Source organism: Rhizobium sp. LCM 4573, assembly GCF_001854865.1.
Lineage (GTDB): Bacteria > Pseudomonadota > Alphaproteobacteria > Rhizobiales > Rhizobiaceae > Neorhizobium.
On record NZ_MDDW01000028.1, the window covers coordinates 151,676 to 175,005 of the forward strand.

The 23,330-nt window shown below is 62.7% G+C and carries 24 protein-coding genes and 1 tRNA gene; 11 read left to right on the forward strand and 14 right to left on the reverse strand.

Annotated elements, in window-relative coordinates; translation table 11 throughout:
* Positions 1 to 70 precede the first annotated feature (70 nt).
* On the forward strand, positions 71 to 2,209 hold the full coding sequence (locus LCM4573_RS22670) for a sodium-translocating pyrophosphatase (RefSeq protein WP_071008682.1): 2,139 nt from the start codon (positions 71 to 73) through the stop codon (positions 2,207 to 2,209).
* A gap of 69 nt (positions 2,210 to 2,278) precedes the next feature.
* On the opposite strand, the gene LCM4573_RS22675 is transcribed toward LCM4573_RS22670, so the two are convergent.
* Complete coding sequence (locus LCM4573_RS22675) at positions 2,279 to 2,794, reverse strand: outer membrane protein assembly factor BamE (protein ID WP_071008683.1); 516 nt, start codon at positions 2,792 to 2,794, stop codon at positions 2,279 to 2,281.
* Positions 2,795 to 3,025: 231 nt separating this feature from the next.
* Here LCM4573_RS22675 and LCM4573_RS22680 point away from each other — a divergent pair, with 231 nt between their 5' ends.
* The 8 genes from LCM4573_RS22680 (at position 3,026) to LCM4573_RS22715 (ending at position 8,338) form a co-directional block, all read left to right on the forward strand.
* Positions 3,026 to 3,562, forward strand: a complete 537-nt coding sequence (locus tag LCM4573_RS22680) for a ubiquinol-cytochrome C chaperone family protein (RefSeq protein ID WP_071008684.1) — start codon at positions 3,026 to 3,028, stop codon at positions 3,560 to 3,562.
* Positions 3,563 to 3,569: 7 nt separating this feature from the next.
* Positions 3,570 to 4,136, forward strand: a complete 567-nt coding sequence (locus LCM4573_RS22685; protein ID WP_071008685.1) for a DUF177 domain-containing protein — start codon at positions 3,570 to 3,572, stop codon at positions 4,134 to 4,136.
* 113 nt (positions 4,137 to 4,249) lie between these two features.
* Positions 4,250 to 5,296 (forward strand): phosphate acyltransferase PlsX, encoded by a 1,047-nt coding sequence (gene plsX / locus LCM4573_RS22690; RefSeq protein WP_071009210.1) that lies wholly within the window; start codon positions 4,250 to 4,252, stop codon positions 5,294 to 5,296.
* A 19-nt stretch (positions 5,297 to 5,315) separates the two neighbouring features.
* Positions 5,316 to 6,287 carry a beta-ketoacyl-ACP synthase III gene (locus LCM4573_RS22695; protein WP_071008686.1) on the forward strand — a complete coding sequence of 324 codons (972 nt, stop codon included), beginning with the start codon at positions 5,316 to 5,318 and terminating at the stop codon, positions 6,285 to 6,287.
* Between the two features lie 119 nt (positions 6,288 to 6,406).
* Positions 6,407 to 6,742, forward strand: coding sequence for an integration host factor subunit alpha (locus LCM4573_RS22700; RefSeq protein WP_046792807.1), 336 nt, complete (start codon positions 6,407 to 6,409; stop codon positions 6,740 to 6,742).
* Between the two features lie 173 nt (positions 6,743 to 6,915).
* The gene (locus tag LCM4573_RS22705) at positions 6,916 to 7,452 is read left to right on the forward strand and encodes a MerR family transcriptional regulator (RefSeq protein ID WP_071008687.1); all 537 of its coding nucleotides are present in this window, start codon (positions 6,916 to 6,918) and stop codon (positions 7,450 to 7,452) included.
* Between the two features lie 163 nt (positions 7,453 to 7,615).
* The gene (locus LCM4573_RS22710; RefSeq protein WP_071008688.1) at positions 7,616 to 8,107 is read left to right on the forward strand and encodes a BA14K family protein; all 492 of its coding nucleotides are present in this window, start codon (positions 7,616 to 7,618) and stop codon (positions 8,105 to 8,107) included.
* A 154-nt stretch (positions 8,108 to 8,261) separates the two neighbouring features.
* A tRNA-Pro gene (locus tag LCM4573_RS22715) sits at positions 8,262 to 8,338 on the forward strand.
* Positions 8,339 to 8,522: 184 nt separating this feature from the next.
* On the opposite strand, the gene LCM4573_RS22720 is transcribed toward LCM4573_RS22715, so the two are convergent.
* The 6 genes from LCM4573_RS22720 to LCM4573_RS22745 form a co-directional block, all read right to left on the reverse strand.
* Complete coding sequence (locus LCM4573_RS22720) at positions 8,523 to 8,852, reverse strand: hypothetical protein (protein ID WP_071008689.1); 330 nt, start codon at positions 8,850 to 8,852, stop codon at positions 8,523 to 8,525.
* A gap of 251 nt (positions 8,853 to 9,103) precedes the next feature.
* Complete coding sequence (locus tag LCM4573_RS22725) at positions 9,104 to 9,400, reverse strand: helix-turn-helix transcriptional regulator (protein ID WP_071008690.1); 297 nt, start codon at positions 9,398 to 9,400, stop codon at positions 9,104 to 9,106.
* A gap of 31 nt (positions 9,401 to 9,431) precedes the next feature.
* Positions 9,432 to 10,694, reverse strand: coding sequence for an O-antigen ligase (locus LCM4573_RS22730; protein ID WP_071008691.1), 1,263 nt, complete (start codon positions 10,692 to 10,694; stop codon positions 9,432 to 9,434).
* The gene (locus LCM4573_RS22735; protein ID WP_071008692.1) at positions 10,691 to 12,247 is read right to left on the reverse strand and encodes an undecaprenyl-phosphate glucose phosphotransferase; all 1,557 of its coding nucleotides are present in this window, start codon (positions 12,245 to 12,247) and stop codon (positions 10,691 to 10,693) included. The genes LCM4573_RS22730 and LCM4573_RS22735 overlap by 4 nt, the downstream gene beginning before the upstream one ends.
* Before the next feature lie 98 nt (positions 12,248 to 12,345).
* A complete protein-coding gene (locus tag LCM4573_RS22740; protein WP_071008693.1) occupies positions 12,346 to 13,518 on the reverse strand; it encodes a glycosyltransferase family 4 protein in 1,173 nt (390 codons plus the stop codon).
* Between the two features lie 5 nt (positions 13,519 to 13,523).
* Positions 13,524 to 14,099, reverse strand: a complete 576-nt coding sequence (locus LCM4573_RS22745) for a polysaccharide biosynthesis/export family protein (protein WP_071008694.1) — start codon at positions 14,097 to 14,099, stop codon at positions 13,524 to 13,526.
* A gap of 181 nt (positions 14,100 to 14,280) precedes the next feature.
* Here LCM4573_RS22745 and LCM4573_RS22750 point away from each other — a divergent pair, with 181 nt between their 5' ends.
* Positions 14,281 to 16,485: an exopolysaccharide transport family protein gene (locus LCM4573_RS22750; RefSeq protein WP_071008695.1), complete on the forward strand. Its 2,205-nt coding sequence runs from the start codon at positions 14,281 to 14,283 to the stop codon at positions 16,483 to 16,485.
* Positions 16,486 to 16,496: 11 nt separating this feature from the next.
* Here the strand turns inward: LCM4573_RS22750 and LCM4573_RS22755 are convergent, their stop codons facing one another.
* Positions 16,497 to 17,732 carry a GNAT family N-acetyltransferase gene (locus LCM4573_RS22755; RefSeq protein ID WP_071008696.1) on the reverse strand — a complete coding sequence of 412 codons (1,236 nt, stop codon included), beginning with the start codon at positions 17,730 to 17,732 and terminating at the stop codon, positions 16,497 to 16,499.
* A gap of 118 nt (positions 17,733 to 17,850) precedes the next feature.
* A complete protein-coding gene (locus LCM4573_RS22760) occupies positions 17,851 to 18,060 on the reverse strand; it encodes a DUF2842 domain-containing protein (protein WP_071008697.1) in 210 nt (69 codons plus the stop codon).
* A 158-nt stretch (positions 18,061 to 18,218) separates the two neighbouring features.
* On the opposite strand from LCM4573_RS22760, the gene LCM4573_RS22765 reads away from it, so the two are divergent.
* Entirely contained in the window at positions 18,219 to 19,316 is a 1,098-nt protein-coding gene (locus LCM4573_RS22765; protein ID WP_071008698.1) for a COX15/CtaA family protein, read from the forward strand.
* On the opposite strand, the gene LCM4573_RS22770 is transcribed toward LCM4573_RS22765, so the two are convergent.
* The 5 genes from LCM4573_RS22770 to rplM all read right to left on the reverse strand — a co-directional run bounded on the left by LCM4573_RS22770 (position 19,313) and on the right by rplM (position 23,160).
* Positions 19,313 to 20,158 (reverse strand): aminoglycoside phosphotransferase family protein, encoded by an 846-nt coding sequence (locus LCM4573_RS22770; protein WP_071008699.1) that lies wholly within the window; start codon positions 20,156 to 20,158, stop codon positions 19,313 to 19,315. The genes LCM4573_RS22765 and LCM4573_RS22770 overlap by 4 nt on opposite strands.
* A complete protein-coding gene (gene argC / locus LCM4573_RS22775; RefSeq protein ID WP_071008700.1) occupies positions 20,155 to 21,087 on the reverse strand; it encodes an N-acetyl-gamma-glutamyl-phosphate reductase in 933 nt (310 codons plus the stop codon). Before argC ends, LCM4573_RS22770 begins: the two co-directional genes overlap by 4 nt.
* A gap of 73 nt (positions 21,088 to 21,160) precedes the next feature.
* Positions 21,161 to 22,111, reverse strand: coding sequence for an agmatinase (gene speB, locus LCM4573_RS22780; RefSeq protein ID WP_071008701.1), 951 nt, complete (start codon positions 22,109 to 22,111; stop codon positions 21,161 to 21,163).
* Positions 22,112 to 22,225: 114 nt separating this feature from the next.
* Positions 22,226 to 22,693, reverse strand: coding sequence for a 30S ribosomal protein S9 (gene rpsI / locus LCM4573_RS22785; RefSeq protein ID WP_071008702.1), 468 nt, complete (start codon positions 22,691 to 22,693; stop codon positions 22,226 to 22,228).
* A gap of 2 nt (positions 22,694 to 22,695) precedes the next feature.
* On the reverse strand, positions 22,696 to 23,160 hold the full coding sequence (rplM, locus tag LCM4573_RS22790; protein WP_071008703.1) for a 50S ribosomal protein L13: 465 nt from the start codon (positions 23,158 to 23,160) through the stop codon (positions 22,696 to 22,698).
* Positions 23,161 to 23,330 lie beyond the last annotated feature (170 nt).

Here is a 23,330-nt window from a genome sequence, read left to right on the forward strand (position 1 = left end):
GCGGGTTGCCGTCACGCGCGGCCGGCGGGGGTGTTCTTAGCCGGTCTCATCTGGGAGAGAGGAAAAGCGAATGACCGTAATTCTGGGTGTGATCGTTTGCGGCTTGCTTGCGATCATCTATGCAGTATGGGCAACGCAGGCGGTTCTTGCCGCTGACCAGGGCAATCAGCGCATGCAGGAGATCGCGGGCTATATCCGCGAGGGGGCCCAGGCCTATCTGACGCGCCAATACATGACGATCGCGATCGTCGGCGCAGTCGTGGCCGTTGCGACCTGGCTATTGCTTTCCGGTTCGGCGGCCCTGGGCTTCGTGATCGGTGCGCTGCTTTCCGGCGCGGCCGGGTTCATCGGAATGCATGTCTCGGTCCGCGCGAACGTTCGCACGGCGCAGGCGGCGTCGCAGAGCCTTTCCGCGGGTCTCGACATCGCCTTCAAATCCGGTGCCATCACCGGCCTCCTGGTTGCCGGCCTCGCACTCCTCGGCGTTTCCATCTATTACCTGATCCTGACGGCCGGTCTTGGTTATGAGAGCGGCTCGCGAGAGGTTATCGACTCCCTCGTGGCGCTCGGCTTCGGCGCCTCGCTGATCTCGATCTTCGCCCGCCTCGGCGGCGGCATCTTCACCAAGGGCGCCGACGTCGGCGGAGATCTGGTCGGCAAGGTGGAGGCCGGCATTCCGGAGGATGACCCGCGCAACCCGGCAACCATCGCCGATAACGTGGGCGACAATGTCGGCGATTGCGCCGGCATGGCGGCCGACCTGTTCGAGACCTATGCCGTAACCGTGGTCGCTACCATGGTGCTCGCGGCGATCTTCTTTGCCGGCACGCCGGTGCTCGAAAGCACCATGCTCTACCCGCTGGCGATCTGCGGGGCCTGCATCGTCACCTCCATCATCGGCACCTTCTTCGTGAAGCTCGGCTCCAACAACTCGATCATGGGTGCTCTCTACAAGGGCCTCATCGTCACCGGTCTCCTGTCGATCCTCGGCCTGGGCGCGGCGACATCCCTGACCGTCGGCTGGGGGACGATCGGCACCGTAGCAGGCTCGGAGATCACCGGCGCCAGCCTCTTCCTCTGCGGCCTGCTCGGCCTCGTGGTGACGGCGCTGATCGTCGTCATCACCGAATACTACACCGGCACCAACAAGCGTCCGGTCAATTCCATCGCCCAAGCCTCGGTCACCGGACACGGCACCAACGTCATCCAGGGGCTCGCCGTTTCGCTGGAATCGACGGCGTTGCCGGCGATCGTCATCGTCGCCGGCATCATCGCCACCTACCAGCTCGGCGGCCTGTTCGGTACGGCAATCGCGGTCACCGCCATGCTCGGTCTGGCGGGAATGATCGTGGCGCTCGATGCCTTCGGCCCGGTCACCGACAATGCCGGCGGCATCGCCGAAATGTCGGGCATGCCGTCCGAGGTCCGCAAGTCCACCGATGCGCTCGACGCGGTCGGCAACACGACCAAGGCCGTGACAAAGGGCTATGCGATCGGCTCCGCCGGTCTCGGCGCTCTGGTGCTCTTCGCGGCCTATTCCAACGACTTGAGCTATTTCGCCGCCAATGGCGATCGCCACCCGTATTTCGCCGGCATCGGAGAAATCTCCTTCAGCCTCTCCAATCCTTACGTCGTCGCCGGCCTCATCTTCGGCGGCCTCATTCCCTACCTCTTCGGCGGGATCGCGATGACGGCGGTGGGCAGGGCGGCCGGCTCGATCGTGGAAGAGGTGCGCAGGCAGTTCCGCGAAAAGCCGGGCATCATGGAAGGCCGCGAGCGTCCGGACTACGGCAAGGCCGTCGACCTGCTGACCAAGGCTGCGATCCGCGAGATGGTTCTGCCCTCGCTTCTGCCCGTGCTGGCGCCGATCGTCGTCTATTTCGGCGTGCTCGCCATCTCGGGTTCGAAGGCGTCGGCCTTCGCCGCCCTCGGCGCTTCGCTGCTCGGCGTTATCGTCAACGGCCTTTTCGTGGCGATCTCCATGACCTCGGGCGGCGGCGCCTGGGACAATGCCAAGAAGAGCTTCGAGGACGGTTTCGTCGACAAGGACGGTACCCGGCACATGAAAGGGTCCGAGGCTCACAAGGCGTCCGTCACTGGCGATACGGTGGGCGATCCCTACAAGGATACCGCCGGCCCCGCCGTCAACCCGGCGATCAAGATCACCAATATCGTAGCCTTGCTGCTGCTCGCCATTCTCGCCCACTGAAGCGGTCGAACCGGACAAGCAAAAGCCCGCGGAGATCTCTCTCCGCGGGCTTTTTCGAATCAGTGAATTTTATCGGCCGAGGGTCTGGAAGAGGCTGCGTGCCGCGTTGGCACCGCTTGCCGCACCGCCGGACAGAAGCTGCTGCAGGAAGGTGAGATCCCTACCGCCGGTCGGCGTGGTGCGCGAAATCGTATCGAAGACCTTGCCGTCCTGAAGGGTGTAGTTGGCGCGGCGCTCGACTACGCCGTCCTTGTTGAAATAGATCGCCACGATATTCTGCTCCACCAGCCGCGGCTTGGCGAAGGCGGCGATCTTCTGGCGCTTTTGCGAGATGTAGTAGAAGACCTCGGAATCGAAGGTCGCGGTCGTCGAGGGCGTTCCCATGGTGAGCAGCACCTGTTCGCGGCTCGAGCCTTCGGGGATGAGAGCCAGCGACTCCTGGTCGATGACGTAGCCGTTATACATCGTCTCGCCGATGTTCATGCTGTTGCAGCCGGCGACGGCCACGGACATCACGACGACGGCGACTGCGGTTTTACTCAAGAATTTCATGTCAGACCCGAAAACCCGCTTCTTCAACGACATCCCCCAATTTCACTAGACCGACCGGTTGCCGGTTTCCTGCTGTTCATACCATTGTGGCTATTCCGGGGACACGGACGCACCGGGAACCGGAGAATTCGCGCCCGCGGCAAGCTCCGGTCGTAGCGGTCCGCGGCGRAACGGCATTGCAATTCGCGCCTGCTTCGGTAAACCAGCTTTCGTTTCCATGCAACGCGGCTAAGCCGAATCCGAGTGGCAACCCAGAGAATTCCGATGATCTTCGGCTTATTGAAGAAGAAAAACCACAATCGCGCCATCGTCGACCGGCAATACGCGACCTTGACATCGCTGGCCCGGGCTCCTTTCTTCTATAGCGATCTCGATGTTCCGGACACGGTGATGGGACGTTACGAGATGCTGTCGATCGTCATGATCCTGTTTTTCCGCCGCACGGCGAAATCGGGCGTCAGCGGTCAGGAGCTCGCGCAGGAGATCGTCGATGCCTTTTTCCAGGATATCGACCATTCGATCCGCGAACTCGGCATCGGCGACCAGGGCGTGCCGAAGCGCATGAAAAAGCTCGCTGGCATGTTCTACGGCCGGCTGGAATCCTATGCGGCGGCGCTGGAAGCCGGAGATAGCGAGGCGCTCGCGGCGGCCCTGCAGCGCAATATCCACCCGGACAGGCAGGCAGCGCCGGACATGCGCGGGCTCGCCGATTGGATGATGAAGGCGGAGGCGGCGCTTGCCGTGGTTTCCGAAGACGAAATTTCCCGAGGCGCTGCGGTCCTGCCGCAGCCGGGAACGTGAGGTTTTCATGAAGACGAGGCATGACGGGGAGGAAAAGCCTCCCTTTTCCTATTCGGTGAAAGTGGGGCACATCTCCGCCAATCCGGTCAGCGTTCACGTCGAGGCGAACGAACGCGAATTGGAAGGGCTTGCCAAGCTCTGGCAGGTGGTTTCGGTGAAATCGCTGAAGGCCGACCTGCAGATCGGCCGCTGGAAGAAGGATGGCATCCGCATCAAGGGCAGGGTGGAAGCCGATATCGTGCAGTCCTGCGTGGTGACGCTGGAGCCGGTCGAAGCCAGGCTCGACGAACACTTCGAGCAGATTTTCGTCCCCGAGGATTCCAAGCTCGCGCGGATCGTGACCGGAGAGACGGCTGAGATGCTGATCGACCCCGACGGCCCGGACCTGCCGGAAACCTTCTCCGGCGATACGATCGACGCCGGGGCCGTCGTGGCGGAGTTTGCGGCGCTCGCGATCGATCCCTATCCGCGCAAGGCGGATGTCGAATTTTCGCCCCATCTTGAAGGAGATGCCGGAGAAACCGCAAAGCGACCATCGCCCTTCGCGGTCCTTAAGGACTGGAAAAAGGATTGAAGACGGTTGCCAATTCGACATGATTGGGTTGTAAGCGGCCGCAGAACCAGTATTTTGGCCTCCATTTCGTCAAAGGCGGCTTGTCTTCGGCGGACCACAAGGATCAGGGACGCGTGATCAGAATATCTCTCGATGCTATGGGCGGCGATTATGGTCCCGAGGTCGTCATTCCCGGCGCTGCCAAGGCATTGGAACGCCACCCGGATGTGAGATTCGTCATTTACGGGCTCAAGGCAGAATGCGAGCCGCTTCTGGCGAAATATCCGAAGCTCAGGGAAAAATCGGTTTTCCACGAATGCGAGCTTGCCGTCCGTATGGACGAGAAGCCGAGTGCGGCGCTGCGCCGGGGCCGTTACGTCTCGACCATGTGGCGCGCGATAGAGGCGGTGAAGCTGGGCGAGGCGGACGTCGTGGTTTCCGCGGGCAATACGGGCGCGCTGATGGCCATGGCCAAGTTCTGTCTGCGCACCATGGCCAATATCGAACGCCCGGCGATCGCCGGCATCTGGCCGACGCTGAAGGGCGAAAGCATCGTCCTCGATGTCGGCGCGACGATCGGCGCCGACAGTCAGCAGCTCCTCGATTTCGCGCTGATGGGCGGCGCCATGGCCCGCTCCCTTTTCGAGATCGAGCGCCCTACCGTCGGTCTCCTGAATGTCGGCGTCGAAGAAATAAAGGGTCAGGAAGAGGTCAAGGAAGCCGGCCGGCTCATCCGCGAGGCCAACCTGCCGACCATCGCCTATCACGGCTTTGTCGAGGGCGACGACATCGGCAAGGGAACGGTCGACGTCGTCGTGACGGAAGGTTTTACCGGCAATATCGCGCTCAAGGCGGCGGAAGGTACGGCCCGCCAGATCGGCCAGCTCCTGCGCGAGTCGATGTCTCGTACCTGGGCGGCCAGGCTCGGCTATCTGCTGGCGAAGAGCGCATTCGACCGGCTGCGCGAGAAGATGGATCCGAACAAGGTCAATGGCGGCGTCTTTTTGGGATTGAACGGCATCGTCATCAAGAGCCATGGCGGCGCAAATGCCGATGGCTTCGCGGCGGCGATCGATACCGGCTATGATATGGCGCGCAACGATCTCAATGCGAAGATCGTGCAGGATTTGAAGATTTATCATGCCCGACACCAGCCGCCGGCTGGTCCGGAAGCGGCATGACGATGGGATGTGAAGCAGAATGATCCGTTCAGTGGTTCGTGGTTATGGGGCGGCGCTCCCCAAACGGGTGATGTCCAACCGGGAGCTGGAAAGCCTCGTGGACACCTCGGACGAATGGATCGTCCAGCGCACAGGTATCCGCCAGCGCTATATCGCGGGCGAGGGAGAGACGACGGCCTCGCTCGGCGCTGCTGCGGCGCGCGCGGCGCTCGATAACGCCGGACTGACGCCGGACGACATCGATCTCGTGCTGGTGGCGACCTCCACGCCGGACAACACCTTTCCGGCAACCGCTGTCGATATCCAGAACCGGCTCGGCATGACGCATGGCTATGCCTTCGACATGCAGGCGGTCTGCACCGGTTTCGTCTATGCCATGGCGACCGCCGATGCCCATCTGCGTGCCGGCCTTGCGAAGCGCGCCCTGGTGATCGGCGCCGAGACCTTCTCGCGCATCCTCGACTGGGAGGACCGTACCACCTGCGTGCTGTTCGGCGATGGCGCCGGCGCCCTGGTGCTGGAAGCCTCCGAAGGCGAGGGCACAAATGCCGACCGCGGCATACTGGCCGCGCATCTGCGCTCCGACGGCAGCCACAAGGAAAAGCTCTATGTGGACGGCGGGCCCTCGAGCACCGGCACGGTCGGCCATCTGCGCATGGAAGGCCGCGAGGTCTTCAAGCACGCCGTTGGCATGATCACCGACGTGATCGAGGCTGCCTTCGCCTCCACCGGCACGACGGCCGACGACCTCGACTGGCTGGTGCCGCATCAGGCCAACCGACGCATCATCGACGGTTCCGCCAAGAAGCTCGCGATCCCGCTGGAGAAGGTAGTCGTCACCGTCGATCAACACGGCAACACCTCGGCGGCCTCCATCCCGCTCGCGCTTTCCGTTGCGCTTGCGGACGGGCGCATAAAGAAGGGCGATCTAGTGATGCTGGAAGCCATGGGCGGCGGCTTCACCTGGGGGGCGATGCTCGTCCGCTGGTAAGCTTCGCCACTTCGCTCAAAGTGGATATTATCGATCAGGACAAGCGCTTGACCCTGACGGCCAAGCAAAATACTCTCAGCCGGCTTTGATAAGATGAATTTTCAAAACAGGGCGGAGTCATGGCCGGCAAGACAGTAACAAGGGCAGACTTGGCGGAGTCTGTATTTCGCAAGGTCGGGCTTTCGCGGACGGAATCAGCCGAACTCGTAGAGACCGTCATCGACGAGATCTGCAACGCCATCGTGCGCGGCGAAACCGTCAAACTCTCCTCCTTCGCCACCTTCCAGGTCCGCTCGAAAAACGAGCGCATCGGCCGCAATCCCAAGACCGGCGAGGAAGTGCCGATCTCTCCGCGTCGGGTAATGACGTTCAAGGCCTCGAACGTCCTCAAGAACCGCATCCTCAAGGCTCACACCGCGCGCAAGATCAAGCAGAGGGCGAGCCCCGCCGCCTGATCGGATTTTTCCGCCGGTTGCCTTACTTCTCCACACTTCCTGTGAATATGCTTGAATCTCACGGTGTAAGCCTTTGAGATACGTTCGATTCGTAGCATAATCGCCAATGCTTGGTCTTGCGTCGCGAATAGCAATGTTCCGCGCAGCGGCAATGGACCTCTGGGAGTTGAGACTTGGACAAGAGCCCGGACGCTTTCCGAACCATCAGCGAGGTCGCCGAGGACCTCGACCTGCCGCAGCATGTGCTGCGTTTCTGGGAAACCCGCTTTCCGCAGATCAAGCCGATGAAGCGCGGGGGCGGGCGGCGTTATTACCGACCCGAGGATGTCGACCTGCTGAAGGGAATCCGGCATCTGCTCTACGACCACGGCTATACCATCAAGGGCGTGCAGAAGCTTCTGAAGACGAACGGCAACAAGTTCGTCGCCGCGATCGCCTCCGGCGATGTGGCCACCATGGAAGCGCTGATGGCCGCAAGCAGCGACAAGCATGTGGATCCGAAGATCGGCGGCGCCGAAGAAGACCAGATCGTCGGCCGGCCGAAGGTGAAGCCTAGCGGCCGTTTCTTCGGTTTCGGCTCGTCCAGCGATGGGGATAGCCCGGAGATTTCCGTTGGCAAGTCGAGCATCGGCAAGGAAGACCAGGCCTTGCTGCAGGAAGCGCTCTTCGATCTTCTCGAATGCAAGCGGTTGCTGGACCAGGTGCGATAGAGCAGGCGATAGCCGGTTTTCGAGGGTCCCAAAAGGCCGAACGTCCATTGGTCTCAGGCATTTCTGCCTGAATACACGCTAAATTTACCATTCACCTCGGGTTCAGGTGGAACCTAAGAATATCTGTCTTACTTAACAGGTAGGAACAAAGAGGTGTGGAAACATGAAAAAGCTTGCAGTCATACTGGTATCGGTGGTGACTGGCTTCACCGGCATCGCGCCGGCGCAGGCCTTTCCAACGGTTCCCGCCGTATCCAGGGCGCAGACATCCGATGTCGTGAACGCCCAATATTATGTCAACCGCGGCGGCGGCCTGGAATATGGCGATCGCCGTTACTGGCGCCGTGACCGCGATTGGCGCGGCGACCGCCGTTATTGGCGTGACGACCGTCGCTGGCGGCGTCATTACGGGCACCGCTACTACAGGCATCGGGATCGTTCGAATCTCGGTGCGGCCCTCGGCGGATTTGCAGCCGGCGCTATCATCGGCGGCGCGCTTGCACAGCCGCGCTATGCGCCCGCACCCCGCTACTCTGGCGGAGGCAGCGCGCACGTCAACTGGTGCTATTCGCGTTATCGGTCCTATAGGCCTTACGACAACACGTTCCAGCCCTATAACGGTCCGCGTCGCCAGTGCTACTCGCCGTATCGTTGATACAGCGAACGAAATCCCCGCCCGAAAGGCGGGGATTTTCTCTTCGGCCGGAATACGGCCTTCCCCCGGGAACTCATTCCCGAGCGCTGCCATTTTTCCCCTTGCGCAGACAGGTGCATGTCAGTATTGAAGGCGTGCTTCGCATGAAGCTGGTCGGGGCGTAGCGCAGCCCGGTAGCGCACTTGACTGGGGGTCAAGGGGTCGCTGGTTCGAGTCCAGTCGCCCCGACCATTTATCTCTTTGAATTCTCAGTCAGTTTACTCTCTTCGTTAGGCATTCGGGCGGCCGGTGCAATCGAGATGGTTCCACCTCGTGGGACTTCGGCAGAGCCGAGCATCCGACGCATGAATCATCTGTTCTCCATATGCGAAAAGCCCCGCCATCGGCGGGGCTTCGCGTATCGATCATCGCTATCCTAGATTTCCGGGCAGCCTCGGCGATTGGCAAAGGTGATCCGGTCCGGACCATTCCGGGTGAAACCTTCGACCGTTATGCTGCGGCGGGTTGCGCGGACGACCTCGGGATCGCGGAAACCTTCGTCACGGGCGGCCGCACGGGCTGCGCGCGGGCTGYAGCCGCCGCGGTCGTAGTCGCGATCACGATCACGGTCGCGGACCATAGGGCGCACGCCGTCTGGGCCGATACGCAGTTCGAAATCCTGGGCGGACACCGGGGCGATGCCGATGCCCAATGCGCCAAACGCGAGGGCCGAGATGAGGCTCGTGGAAATGAGAGGCTTCTTCATGTCTATCCTCCTTGGGCGCAGCACGAGGTTCGTGCTGCGCAGAATTACTCCTGCCGGATCAATCATTCTGAGAAGGAAACGTTCCGTTTACGACAGGATTTCGAAGGAGAAGGCGGAAGTTATGCTTTCACGTTGCGTGAAGGTGCGGAACACTTGTTGAAGCCGCCGCACGGAGATGAAAGGACAGGTCCTCGCCAATATCCGATCCCTGGCCGGAAACATTCCGCTTTACTTGGGTGAGGTGGCGGCCGCTACCCGTCGTTGGCCGCGTTCAGGTTCTGCGGGCGGATGCCCTCGTCCTCGAAGCGGCTGCGCAGGCGCAATCCGGGGCCGGCGCCGGCATTCTCCTCGCCGGCGGCAAGGAAGAGCACGCCCCTGGCCTCGAATATGCCGCGCAACCTGTCGGTGAGGGCTGCATCGGCAAAAGGACCGGGCGATGCCTCCGCTGCCGTGATGGCGGTAACGGAAAGGCCGGTCGCGGAAGCGAGTTCTTCCACCGTCATTCCCGTCATGGCGCGCGCGGCGCGCAGTTGCGAAACGGTCAGCATATTGAAAAATTTGGAGCGAGGTGGTCCGAAGTCAAGGTCGCGCTGGGGCTGGCACGGGGGAGGCGAGGCGCCTTGCGCGCTGGTGCCGGTGTTCGAGAGCGCAGCATCCCCAGAGAACCCCGAGCAGCAGGTAGAAATGCCGCCAGTGATCGGTATCGATGACGTTGCCGATCAGGGCATGTCCGAGGATCATCACCCAGGCGATCATTAGATAGGGTTGCCACGGCCGCTCGCGAAGCAGGTAGCGGAAGCCCATCGAGAGCGTCCAGCAGATCAGCGTCACGTAGGTCACGAACCCGAGCCAGCCATAGGTGGTCAGCGATTTCAGCCAGATATTGTGCTCGTCCTCGCCGAACATCTGGCCGAGCACCATCGGCCCGAGGCCGAGCGGACGTTCCATCGCCATCAGGAAGCCGATCTTGTGCCGCTCGAAGCGTCCGAGGCGCGCGCCGTCATATTCCTGCACCAGCCGGGCCCGGTTGAGGAAGAGGTCCGAGACCTGGTCGAACTGCAGCGCTATGAGAAGCGCCAGCGCGAGAAGCACGAATGCTCCGATCGAAAGCGCCAGGATATTCAGGCGGAAGGCGCCGCTGCGCTCCTTCAGCAGCATGAGCAGGACGAGTGCCGCGCCGGAAAAGGCGAGCAATCCCCAGGCCGCGCGCGAGAAGGAAAGGAAGATGCCGAGGGTGAGAATCAGAAGGCCGAGGATGAGGAGCGGCGCCTGCGTCAGCCTGCCCGTCAGTAGCCGGTAGAGCAGGTAGAGCAGCGGCGCGACCAGATAGGGACCGAAGACGTTCGGGTCTTCGAAGGCGCCCATGGCGCGGTCGTAGCGCGTGAAGACGGCAGCGCCCGGAAAGGCGTGGAAATAGCCGAGAATGCCGAGCATGGCCGTGATGGTCGCGGCGGCGACCCAGGCCTTGAAGATGAGAGAAAGCCGCCCGGGATCATCCTCGACGACTGCCGCATAGAATACCGAGGTGAGCGCCAGGAAGGTCGAGACGGCGAAATACATCGGCGCGCCGCTCATGTCCTTCATGACCAGCATGGAGAACAGGCCGCCGATATTGAAGATCAGGAGAAGCGCCAGCAGCGGCGCGACCGTGCGGGAAATCTTCAAGCCCAGCAGGAACCAGACGGCGATCTGCGCCACCATCATCAGCTCGTAGGGTGCCGGCTCCGACATCACGAAGCCGGAGAGGAAGACGCCGAACGCGATCATGGCCGAGCCGGCCAGGCGGGCGCCGGAGCGCCTCGCCTCGAAGGGACCGGAAAGATCGTGTGCGGCCGCGCTCAATAGGCGTTTTCCGTGTTGAGGAGACGGATCGGCGTCAGGAAGAGTATCTTGAGGTCGAAGAAGAGCGACCAGTTCTCGATATAGTCGAGATCATAGGCGGTGCGCGCCCTGATCTTCTCGTCGCTGTCCAGCTCGCCGCGCAGCCCGTTGATTTGCGCCCAGCCGGTGACGCCCGGCTTGACCCGGTGGCGGGCGAAATAGCTCTCCACCACGTCGACATATTTGCGGTTGCCGGTCTGCGCCTGGACGGCGTGGGGGCGGGGGCCGACAAGCGAAAGCTCGCCGCGCAGCACATTGAGGAGCTGCGGCAGTTCGTCGACGGACGATTTGCGCAGGAAGCGGCCGACCGGCGTGACGCGCGGATCGCCCTTGGTGACCGCCTTCACCGCGGTCTGGTCGCTCATGTCGGTATACATGGAGCGGAATTTCAGAATCTCGATGACCTCGTTGTTGAAGCCATGGCGCTTCTGACGGAAGAGGACAGGTCCCTTCGAGGTGACTTTTACGGCGATCGCAGCGGCGATCATCAGCGGCCAGAGCAGAACGAGGGCAACCAGCGCGAAGGTGATGTCGAAGGCACGCTTGGCGACCGAATCCCAATCGCGGATGGGCTTGTCGAAGATGTCGAACATCGGCACAGCGCCAACATGCGAGTAGGAGCGGGGCCGGAAGCGCAGGCGGTTCGTATGGGCGGCAAGGCGGATGTCCACCGGCAGCACCCAGAGCTTCCTCAGTAGTTCGAGGATACGTGCCTCCGCGGTGGCGGGAAGGGCGATGATGAGCATGTCGATGCGGGCGAGCCTGGCGAATTCGACCAGTTCCGCAAACGTGCCGAGCTTCGGATAGCCGGCGACGACCTTTGGCGAACGCTCGCTGCGGCGGTCGTCGAAGATGCCGCAGATGCGGATATCGTTGTCGGGCTGCTGTTCGAGGGCGCGCACGAGCTGCTTGGCAGGTTCGCCGCCGCCGATGATGACGGCGCGGCGCTCCATCACCCCGTTGCGACCCCAATGGCGGATGCCGAAAGCGAAAAGCTGGCGTTCGGCGGTGAGGAAGAGGCCGCCAGCCGCAAGCCAGGCGATGGCCCCGCCCGCGGTGTGGGATTCGCCGGCGATCATATAGAGGAGGCCGAGCGTGGCCGTGAGGCCGATCGCCCAGCAGGTGAGAACGCGAACCATCGTCCGGCGAGGCGCCCTGAGCATCGGGATCTGATAGGCATCGGCAAGCTGCAGGAGAAGCACGACCAGCGCCGCGCCGAAGGCGATCACGGCAAAGCGCGGAAGGAAATTCTGGGTTGGCTCCGGTGCCAGTAGCATGCTCGCCAGAAGTCCGATTGCCAGGAGCGATGCGAACTCCAGCAGGCGGAGTTGCCCGATCAGCATGGCCGGAGAATAGCTGTTGTCACGGAACTGCTCGGCGATTTGCCGGGCCAGCGGATTGAGCTCAACAGCTCTCTGGGCGGCCTGGTGTCCCGGCTCGTTCGGACGAATCTCGGACGCCTGCCGGCGCAGGGATTCCACGTCGAACTGATCGGATTTTCCAAGCTGGTTCATCGCCTCGGTCCTCCTGCCCATGCCTGATGGGACGCGCAACAGAGCGCGCCGGAGCCCTTCCTGAAGGTTCCGCAGGAATATGCGGTAGCAGAAAGATGCTAAGAAACGATTTCGCCCGTCCGCATGCTAGCCGGGCGCGAGAGGAGATTCCGGTACAGGTCGAGGAGTTCGCGGGCCATCACCGAGGCGGAGAACGCCGACTTGAAGTCTTCCGGTTTCGGCATCACGCGTTCCCGCCAGCCAGGCGTGGTCAGCGCGTTTGCCATGATGCCGGAAAGGTCTTGCGCATCGCCGGGTGCGGCGAGTGCTGCGCTGTCCGCTCCCAGAATTTCCGGTATTCCGCCGACGCGCGAGGCGATCAGCGGCTTGCCCGCGGCAAGCGCCTCCAGCACGATATAGGGCATGGCTTCGGCGCGCGACGGCACGACGACGATCCTGGCCATGGAAAATGCCGCGCGCGCCGGCATGGCGGGCATCATCCGGATACGGCGGCTCAATCCCCGTTCGGCCATCATTGCCTCGTAGCGGTCGCGATCCGGCCCGTCTCCTATCATGAGCGCCGAAAGCGGCCGGCCGACGGCACGCTCCGTGCGGGCAAACGCGTCGATGAAGACGTCCGGCCCCTTCAGATCGCGCAGCATGCCGATATAGAGGAAATCCGCCGCATCTGGGCCGGCGGCCACGGTTTCGAATTCGTCCTCCTGAATGCCATTCAGGATGACGCGGGACTGGGTGCGGGGCCGGCCGACCTTTTCCTCGTAAGTGCGCCGCTCATAGTCGCAGACGAAGACGAGGCTGTCGGTCAGGCGCTCCTGGAGGCGTTCAAGTCCCAGCACGGCCCGGCCGGAGAGGCTGGACCGCGTGAAGTGCAGGCTGCCCCCATGGGGCGAATAGAGGCGGGCTACGCGATACCTGTTGACCCGCAGGGTTGAGCCGATCAGCCGGGCAAGCGCGCCACCCTTGGCGCCGTGCCCATGCAGGATATCCGGCTGCAAGCTCTTGATATGTTTGTAACTGTTGAAGATGACCGCAAGGTCCGAAGGCACGATCGCGCGCCGGATCGGGATGCGAATGAGACCGAGCGAGAGGAGCGGCCGGATATCGTCAAACAGCCGATCCTCATGCGCCCCACCAGTCGAGCTGTCGCAGATGACGCCGATCTCGTGGCCGGCCGCGCGATGTTCCTCGACGAGGTCGCGCACATGCCGGAAAATCCCGCCGACAGGCGATCTGAAGCAATGAATGATCCGCAGGGCGCCATCGTCGGCCATCACACTCAGAACAGCCGCTCGCGGATGTAGATCGTATCGCCCGCAAGGACGGGACTGGAGATCGCGGTACGTCCGGTGATGATCTCCCCGTTGATCTTGCGGGTAACGTCGACATCCTGCTGATTGCCGCGCGGCGTGAAGCCGCCGGCGATCGCGATGGCGTTCTGAGCGGTCATCCCAGGCACGTAGGAATATTGTCCGGGACGGCCAACCTCGCCCATCACGAAGACGGGCCGGTAGCGGTCGACTTCGATCGTGACGTCGGGATCGCGCAGGTAACCCTGCCTGAGCTTGGCCGCGATCGCGCCTTCGAGTGCCGTGAGCGTCTGGCCGCGCGCGGCCACGCGGCCGATCAGCGGAAAGGAGACGTAGCCGGCCTGATCCACCGTATAGGTATTGCTGAGTCCCGGCTGCTCGAACACGTTGATGCGAAGACGGTCGCCGCTATCGAGGCGATAGGGCTGGATCGTCGCCTCGTGGAAGGCCTTGGGCGCAGGGCGATAGGTGGTGCAGCCGGCAAGCGCGGTGGCGGCGACTGCAAACGCAAGCGCGATCACATAATTCGGACGGGCCAACGGCATTTGCTCAAAGCTCCGGCTGGGCAGGCATATGCGGCTGTTATCGTTCCGTTAGGGTTAATGCCCGGTAAAGGCGCGGCCAGGATTTCCGAATTTTCCGGGTAAAGCGGGTGGTAGGAGCCATTAACCCTCGCGTTACCACGATGTTTTACACTTTGCGGAAATCTACCAGTTGGAGCATGGCATGTCGGGCTTGGCGGGCAATCAGGACATGGACATCGATCTCGGGCGGCYGTTTTCGGCGGTCTGGGAGCGCAGGGCCAGGATTCTCGGCTCGACGGTGCTTGCGGCAGGCCTCGCATTCGTAGGCGCAAGTCTTGCGACCCCGAGCTATCGCGGCGAAACGCGCATCCTGATCGAATCCCGCTCGCCCAATCTTTCCGGCACCGAGACGCCGGCCAGTGCCAACGACCCGGTGCTCGATGCGCTGAACGTCACCAGCCAGGCGCAGCTCCTGCAGTCGACCGATCTCATCAAGGAAGTCGCGAGGGACTTGAAGCTCCATGAGTTGAAGGAGTTCGATCCGGACGCGCAATCCATGTTGCCCAATCCGCTGGTACTGCTTGGCCTGCAGCAGAACCCGCTGGACCTTGCGCCGGAGGAGAGGGTGCTGAAGGCCTTCCGGGAAAAGCTGGAAGTCTATCCCGTCGAAAACTCGCGCGTGATCGCGATCGAGTTTTCCTCGCATGACCCGAAGCTCGCCGCCGCCATCCCGAACAAGATGGCGGACGTTTATCTCTCATTACAGAGCGGCGCCAAGCTGGATACCCATTCGGAAACCGCCCGCTGGCTGGAGCCGGAGATCGCGAACTTGACCGAAAAGGTGCGCGAGGCGGAAAAGAAGGTGGCGGACTACCGTTCTTCCGCCGGCCTCTTCCAGACCACCGAAACGAACAGTTTTTCCGCCCAGCAGCTGAACGATATCTCCACCGAGCTTGCCCGCGTGAGGGCCGAGCGCGCCAATGCCGAGGCGAGGGCGGAGAACGTGCGCGCAGCACTCGAGGCGGGCCGTGATTACGATACATTGGGCGACGTGGTGGGATCGCAGGTCATCCAGCGCCTGAAGGAGGCGGAGGCCAATCTCCAGGCGCAGGTTTCGGACCAATCGACGGCTCTGCTCGAAAATCATCCGCGCCTCAAAGGGCTTCGCGCGCAGCTTGCGGGAATCCGCCGGCAGATCGAGAGCGAAACCCAGAAGATCCTCGGAAGCCTGAATAGCGAGGCAGAAGTCGCCCGGCTGCGCGAGCAGCAATTGATCCAGCAGCTCAACGGGTTGAAGGCGGATTCCGCAAGGGCGGGGGAAGAAGAGGTGGGCCTGCGCGCCCTGGAACGCGAAGCGGCCGCGCAGCGCCAGCTTCTGGAAACCTATCTGGCCCGCTATCGCGAGGCGGCCTCCCAGCTCGATCGCAATTCGAGCCCCGCCGATGCCCGCATCGTCTCGAGCGCGGTCGAGCCTTCCGAGCCTTATTTCCCGAAGGTCGGGCCGATCGTGATCGTCGTGGCGCTCGCAACGCTCATCATCGGCGCCATCATCGCGATGCTTCGCGAGCTTTTCTCCGGCCGTGCCCTGCGGCCCTCGGAGGAGGGGGAAGCGGTGAAAATCGCACCGGTAGCCAGAATTGCGAATGCCGCGCCGGTCGTGATGCAGCCCGAGCCGGTGCAGGCGGCAGCCCATTTCGATCATCAGGAGACTGCCGGTTCTGGTGAAGCGGACAAAGGCAATCCGGTTTCTCCCGAGGTGGAGGAGAGTGACGAGGAAGAGCAGGACAGACAGGAGGACGAGCAGGAGGATGAAGCCTTCTCCATCCGTTCGGTCTCCCAATATCTGCTGCGCTACGATATTCCGCTTGCAATCGCCGTGTCTCCGACTGGTGACGGCGGCTCGACCGCGACCGTGATGCTTGCCCGCGACGTGGCGGAAAGCGGCCGTACCGTCGTGCTGCTCGACATGACCGGTTCGGCATGCCCGACACGGCTGATGGCGGAGAGTGCCCGTCTGCCGGGCATTACCGATCTTCTCTGCGGGGAGACGGCTTTCGGCGACGCCATTCATCGCGATCGCCTCTCGGATGCGCATGTCATACCGCATGGGACGGCGGATGCGGGCCGCGCGATGCGCGGTGCTGATCGGCTGACCATGATCGTCGACGCGCTTTGCGACGCCTATGACCTGGTGCTGGTGGAATGCGGTCCCGCCGAGATGTCCGGGCTTTCACGCCTGACCCGAGCGGAATCGGCCGAGATCATCCTGTCGGTGCCGGAATTGGAGGAGGCAGATATCGCCGCCCTGGTGAGCAAGTTCGAGGAGGCAGGTTACCGCAACCTGCTCGTGATGTCCGGCCTTGGCGAAGGCCGCTCGCCCAGCGCGGGAAGGAATGCCGCCGCCTGATCCGTTCTAGGTCAGGGTGTTTGCTGTAATCTCTCGAGACCGGCGCGGCAGCGCTGCAGGAGCGTGTAGAGACCGGGGCTGCGCTTGACCGCCGATTTCGCCCGGCCAAGCGCGGCTGCAAGGGGATAGGCGGCCGTGCCCTTCCAGGTCAGCGGCAGCAGGATATCGTGCTGCACGGTCTCCTCCGTGCACCAGCTCCGCTTGTAGACCTGGTCGCCGAGCCCGAAATCGAAGACGGTTGCGCCTACTCCGCAGGCCTGCTCGATCATCAGCCAGAACAAGAGTTCGCCGGGGCTCGCTTCCGGGCAGACGCTCTCGTCGATCGAGCTGAACTGGCAAAGCATGTGCCCGCCCTTCCGCGAAAGCCCGGCGATCGCCGCGATATGTCCCTCATGCCGGCCGTTCAGGCGGATGGCATGCAGAGCGAGCGGTGTATCGAGGCCGCGCTGCGGAGCATCGAGCAGGCGATGAAAGAAATCGCGCGTTCCGGAGGGGCGGAAGATATCCGGCAGGCCGAAAGCCCTCAGGCGCTCGCCCTTCTGACGGAAGAATAGATCGAGAAGGGCGTGTCTTTCCTCGCTTGTCGTCGGGCAGATATGTTCGAAGCCGCCGAGGGTTTCGAGCTTGCGGCTTTGGGAGCGGAACCTTTTTCTCCGGGTCTTGGCGTTGAGCTGCGCGATCGTTTCCTCGAACGAGGCGCGGAGCGGAAGCTGGAAGGAGCGGTTGGGATTTTCGGCAGTCGCGAGCGCGGCGAGGGGATGGCGGATGCCATGCCATTCAAGCGGCACGTTGTCGTAGACGAGCAGGTCCGCGTGGGCGGCAAGCGCGACCTTCAGAGACCGGGCGAGACCTGTAAGGGCTTGCTCCTCGGGGAGGGGGAAGTCCTCACTGAAGAGCCCGGTATTGACGTTGTTGAACCGGCCCCCGGGCGGGCGGGCGATGCGGATGCCGATTATCTCGGCCACTTCGAGCGGCAGAAGCATCACCGTGCGGCCGTCGATATGGCCCTCCACGACGATGCCCCGATTGCCATGCGCTTCGAACCATGCGCGGCACCAGTCATAGCCCTGATGCAGAGAATTTCGCTCAAGGTTCTCAAGCTGCCGCCATGCGGCCTCCAGCGGGGAGAGATCGTTGGTTACCGAAAGGYGAAGGTCGGCAAGGGAAAACCGCCCGTCGGCCCGGAGCCCTTCCGGGCTCTGGGCGCTGCCGAGCGTATCGACGAATTCGGTTTTCCGCTTGTGCATTTCGCCCCTGCCGATCACTGCCGGGATGATAGGCGGGGCATCGAAAGAATGGGTTTACCGGACGAGTCGCGGCRCCAAATCTGCGGGATTTGGTTAATGCGAAGTGACGGACCGACGGTCACTTCGGCTTCGGGCCAGCCATCCACCTGATGATCAGCATGGCCGGCAGTATCCAGACGAGCCCGCTCAGCAGGAAATAGAGAAGATGGACCCACCAAGGGGAGGTGCCGAGTAGCAGTGTGGCTATGGTGGTCGCCGCCAACGCGTAAAAGATGACGAGGCAGATGATGAGGATCGTGCCGATGAAGCTTCTGAGGCGCGCGGGCATGTGGTCTTTCATCTCCTCATGGGGCTTCTTTAGGCATCCGCGACCGCATGCCGCAAAGGATCGGGGCTTGTTTTGCATGGGTCTATGGGGCAAATCAACGCCGAAGATGAGGGAGCGGACGATGTGCGCCCCTTTTTCCCGGAACCGCAGGAGTGACCATGTCGGCGGCGGACGTGACGGCAGCAAACATTTTAGGCGAGACGAAGCGGCGCGAGCGCGACCGGCGCGCAGTGCGCATCTGGCTCGGCGTCGTCATCTTCACGCTCTTCTGTCTTGTTCTGGTYGGCGGCGCGACACGGCTGACGGATTCCGGCCTGTCGATTACCGAATGGAAGCCGATCCACGGCGCCATTCCGCCGCTCTCCGTGGAAGAGTGGCAGGAGGAATTCGAGCTTTACAAGCGCATTCCTCAATATGAGCAGATCAACCACGGCATGACGCTCGACGAGTTCAAGTCGATCTTCTGGTGGGAATGGGCGCATCGCCTGCTGGCGCGCGCGATCGGCATCGTCTTCGCCCTGCCGCTCCTGTTCTTCTGGCTGACGGGACGCATCGAAAAGCGGCTGCGCGGACCTCTGATCGGGCTCTTGGCACTTGGCGGTTTCCAGGGATTCATCGGTTGGTGGATGGTCTCCTCCGGCCTCACCAAGCTCGTCAGCGTCTCGCAATACCGGCTGGCGGTGCATCTGACGATCGCCTGTCTGATCTTCGCCGGCTGCGTCTGGATCATGCGCGGATTGTCGCCGCATAGCGGCGATGCCGCGAAGGGCAGCGCGAAGACGGGCGCGGTCCTGGTGGCGGTGCTGTCGCTCTTCCAGATCTATCTCGGCGCGCTGGTGGCGGGGCTCGATGCCGGCCTCAGCTACAATACCTGGCCGCTGATGGACGGGGCGCTGGTGCCGGCCGATCTCTTTGTCCAGCAGCCCTGGTGGATCAATCTCTTCGAAAATCCGAAGACGGTGCAGTTCGTCCATCGCATGGGCGCTTACCTCCTCTTCGCCGTGGCGCTCTGGCACATGGTGGTGACGCTGCGCTCGGCACCGGGAACCACGCATGCCCGCCGCGCCGTGTTGCTCTTCGGGCTTATCTGTCTGCAGGCGGGCATCGGCATCGCGACGCTGCTGACCCAGGTGCACCTACATGTCGCGCTTCTGCACCAAGCCGGCGCGCTCGTGGTGCTCGGCTTTGCGATCGCCCATTGGCGCGGCTTTGTCGGTGAATATCCTGCCGAGGCTAAGATCGAGGTTCGCGGCTAAACCTGCTGCAGAACGCTACGGACAGCGGCTGCGACCTTGAGTTCGTTGTCGCGCTCTTCCTCGCTGCCGTCCTCTTCATGCCAGGCGGCCGACAGGCAGCCATAAGCGAAGGCGTAACGCAGAAGGGTGCGCACGTCGCGCCCAAGCGTTTTGGCGAAGACTTCCGCCATCGAGGCGATGCGGTTCTCGTCGCGAGTCAGGTCGAAACGGTCGAGCGGATTGGAGAACATATTGGCGACATCGAGCGCCGCATCGCCGATCAGGCCGACCGGATCGATGATGAGCCAGCCGCGCGGGCCCAGCATGATATTCTCGTGATGCAGGTCGCCATGCAGCGGCCTGACGTCGCGCTGGTCCGCGATCAGCGCTTCGGCCATCGCCGCGCCTTCGCGATAGGAGCTTTCGACACCTTGTCTGCGGTCCGCTTCCGCCTTCCTGAACAGGCTTTCGAAATAGCGCTGGAGGGGCTGGAGGGTTGCCGGTGGCGGCACATCCGAGGAGCGATGGTATTTCATCAACACCTCGGCCGCGATTTCGGTCGCCTGGGCGTCCCCATGCGAGACGAGGCGGTCGCGGAGCGTCTCGTTGCCGGCATGTTCGAGGAGTATGACATTGCCCGAGCGCGCCAACACACGGATGGCCCCGATCCCGTCGCGCCATTCGAGGAAGTCGACGCCGCGAAGGTTGTCGGCAAGCGCCTTCTTCTTCAGCACCTTGACGATATCGATTTCGCCGCGGGCCCGCGTCACCTCATAGACGGTGCCGGCCACCGTATCGGCAATACGGTGCGCGCTTTCGATCCGCCATTCGGTGGGGAAGGCCGCTATGCCCTTGTCGCTCATGCCGAAAGCATCAGGTCCATGTTCTGGACGGCCGCACCCGAGGCACCCTTGCCGAGATTGTCGAGCAGAGCGACGAGATTGACATGGGCGCCGCCTGGCGTACCGAACACGAAGAGCTTCATCCTGTCGGTATTGACGAGTTCCTCGGCATCGACGCGGGGCAGGGCCTTGCTTTCCTCGAGCGGCACGACAGTGACGATATCCTGGCCGGCATAATGCTCGGTGAGCGCCTTGTGGATGCCCTCGATGGTGGTTCCATCCTTGAGGTCATCGAGGAAGAGGGGCACCTGTACGATCATGCCTTGCGCAAAGCGGCCGACGGAGGGCGAGAAGAGCGGCGCGCGGTCGAGCTGGCCGTGAACCTTCATCTCCGGAACGTGCTTGTGTTTGAGCGGCAGGCCGTAGAGGAAGTTGTTGGCGGAGATGGCGTCTTCGCGGGTCTGGTCTTCCATCTGGCCGATCAGCTGCTTGCCGCCGCCGGTATAGCCGGAGACCGCGTTAACCGTCACCGGATAACCGTCTGGCAGGATGCCGGCGGCGCGCAGCGGGCGGATAAGGCCGATCGCGCCGGTCGGATAGCAGCCCGGATTGGCGACATGGCCAGCGGACCGGATCTTGTCGGCCTGCGCCTTGTCCATTTCGGCAAAACCATAGGCCCAGGCAGGATCGACGCGGTAGGCGGTCGAGGTATCGATGACCCGCACCTTGTTGTTGCCGGAGAGCATGGAGACGGCCTCTTTCGAAGCATCGTCCGGCAAGCAAAGGATGGCGATATCCGCACTGTTCAGCAGGTCCTCGCGCATGGCGGCGTTGCGCCGCTCCGCTTCCGGGATCGACAGCAGCTCTACATCGCGGCGGCCGGCCATGCGGGTGCGGATTTGCAGCCCCGTCGTACCGTGTTCGCCATCGATGAATATCTTCGCTGCCATTGTCTTTATCCTGTTGTTTCAGTGCCTTGGAGTGAGGTCCGGATTCAGTCTACCAATGTGTTGAATCAGAAAATTAACGGGCGGCAAATTTCTCCGCGCGGAGCCCGAGCATATACATGGCAACCGTCGCTCCGGCAATGGCGGTGATATCCGCGTGGTCATAGGCAGGCGCGACTTCGACGACATCTGCGCCACGGATATCGAGCGGTCCGAGCTTGCTCAGCACGGACAGGATCTTGGCGCTGCTCGGCCCGCCGGCGACCGGCGTGCCGGTGCCGGGTGCAAAGGCCGGATCGAGACAGTCTATATCGAAGGTGAGATAGGCGGGCACGTCGCCGACATGGTCCAGGATCAGCCCGGCGATTTCGGCCGCCGTCAGGTCCTCCACTTCGTGGCCATGGAGAATGCGGATGYCGCAATCCTCCGGCGCATGGGTGCGGATGCCGATCTGGATCGAGTGGCCCGCATGGATGAGGCCATCGCGGACAGCGCGCGCCACGAAGGAACCGTGGTCGATGCGCTTGCCATCGTCGAACCAGGTATCCTGATGGGCATCGAACTGCACCAGCGCGAGCGGGCCGTACTTTGCCGCATGCGCCTTAAGGAGCGGCCAGGTGATGAAATGGTCGCCGCCGAGCGTCAGCAGGAAGGCGCCGCCTGTGAGGATCGCGGCGGCTTCCCGCTCTATCGTGGCGGGGGTCTTCTGATGATCGCCGTAGTCGAGCAGGCAGTCGCCGTAATCGATCACAGCCATTTCGGCGAAGAGGTCGCGCTGAAACGGATATTGCGGATCGTTATCGAAGATCGCGGAAGCCCTGCGGATCGCCTGCGGTCCGAACCGCGCGCCCGGCCTGTTGGAGGTTGCGGCATCGAACGGGATGCCCCAGACGACCGCGTCGGCGCCATCGAGGTTCTTGGTGAAGCGTCGGCGCATGAAGGAAAGCGCGCCCGCAAATGTCGGATCCGTGGCGGCGGAGGTGAGGCTTTTGCCGGTGAAGGCATGGTCGATGGATTTCGAGGGCATGATCCTCTCCAGGATGGCTGCCGTAAGGTGCTTCGGGCAAAACTGAAAAACAAGACCGCAAACAAAAAAGCGGAGCCGAAGCCCCGCCTTTTCGAAAGTCCAAATCCGAAGCGATTAGCGCTTGGAGAACTGGAAGGAACGACGGGCCTTAGCCTTGCCGTACTTCTTACGCTCGACGACGCGGCTGTCGCGGGTCAGGAAGCCACCCTTCTTGAGGACCGAGCGAAGGCCCGGCTCAAAATAGGTGAGGGCCTTGGAAAGGCCGTGGCGAACTGCGCCGGCCTGACCGGAAAGACCGCCGCCTGCAACGGTCGCGACGATGTCGAACTGGCCGGTGCGGGCTGCTGCGACGATCGGCTGCTGCAGGATCATCTGCAGGACCGGGCGGGCGAAGTATGCCGAGAAATCCTTGCCGTTGACGATGATCTTGCCGGAGCCGGCCTTGACCCAAACGCGGGCGACCGCGTTCTTGCGCTTGCCAGTGGCGTACGAACGGCCGAGGTTATCGACCTTGCGGACGTGAACCGGAGCCTGGTTTTCGGCCGCCGGAGCGAGATCCTTCAGAGAGGAGAGATCGGCCATTATCAGGCGCTCCTTACGTTCTTGCTGTTCAGCTTGGCCACGTCGAGGGCGACCGGCTGCTGTGCTTCATGGGGATGGTTCGGGCCGGCATAGACGCGCAGGTTCTTGAGCTGGCGACGGCCGAGCGGGCCGCGCGGGATCATGCGCTCGACAGCCTTCTCGACGACGCGCTCCGGGAAGCGGCCTTCGATGATCTGGCGCGCAGTGCGCTCCTTGATGCCACCCGGATAACCGGTGTGCCAGTAATACTTCTTGTCGGAATACTTCTTGCCGGTGAGGGCGACCTTTTCCGCATTGATGACGATGACGTTGTCGCCATCATCGACGTGGGGGGTGTAGGTGGCCTTGTGCTTGCCGCGGAGACGGTTGGCAACGATGGTGGCGAGGCGACCGACGACGAGCCCTTCGGCATCGATGATCACCCACTTCTTCTCCACCTCGGCGGGCTTCTGAACGAAGGTTGACATGTTCTTGCTTCTTTCATCTGGACCCGAGCTTCCGGATGTTCCGAACGCCGGGCGTTTCTTGTTGCTTGGCTTGCCTGAAGCGGCAAGAGAGAATGCAGTCCGGGAAGGTCTGCAGACTGCGGCGGCTTATACCGGCGACGGAAAAAATGGTCAAGCTCGTGGACTTCGAG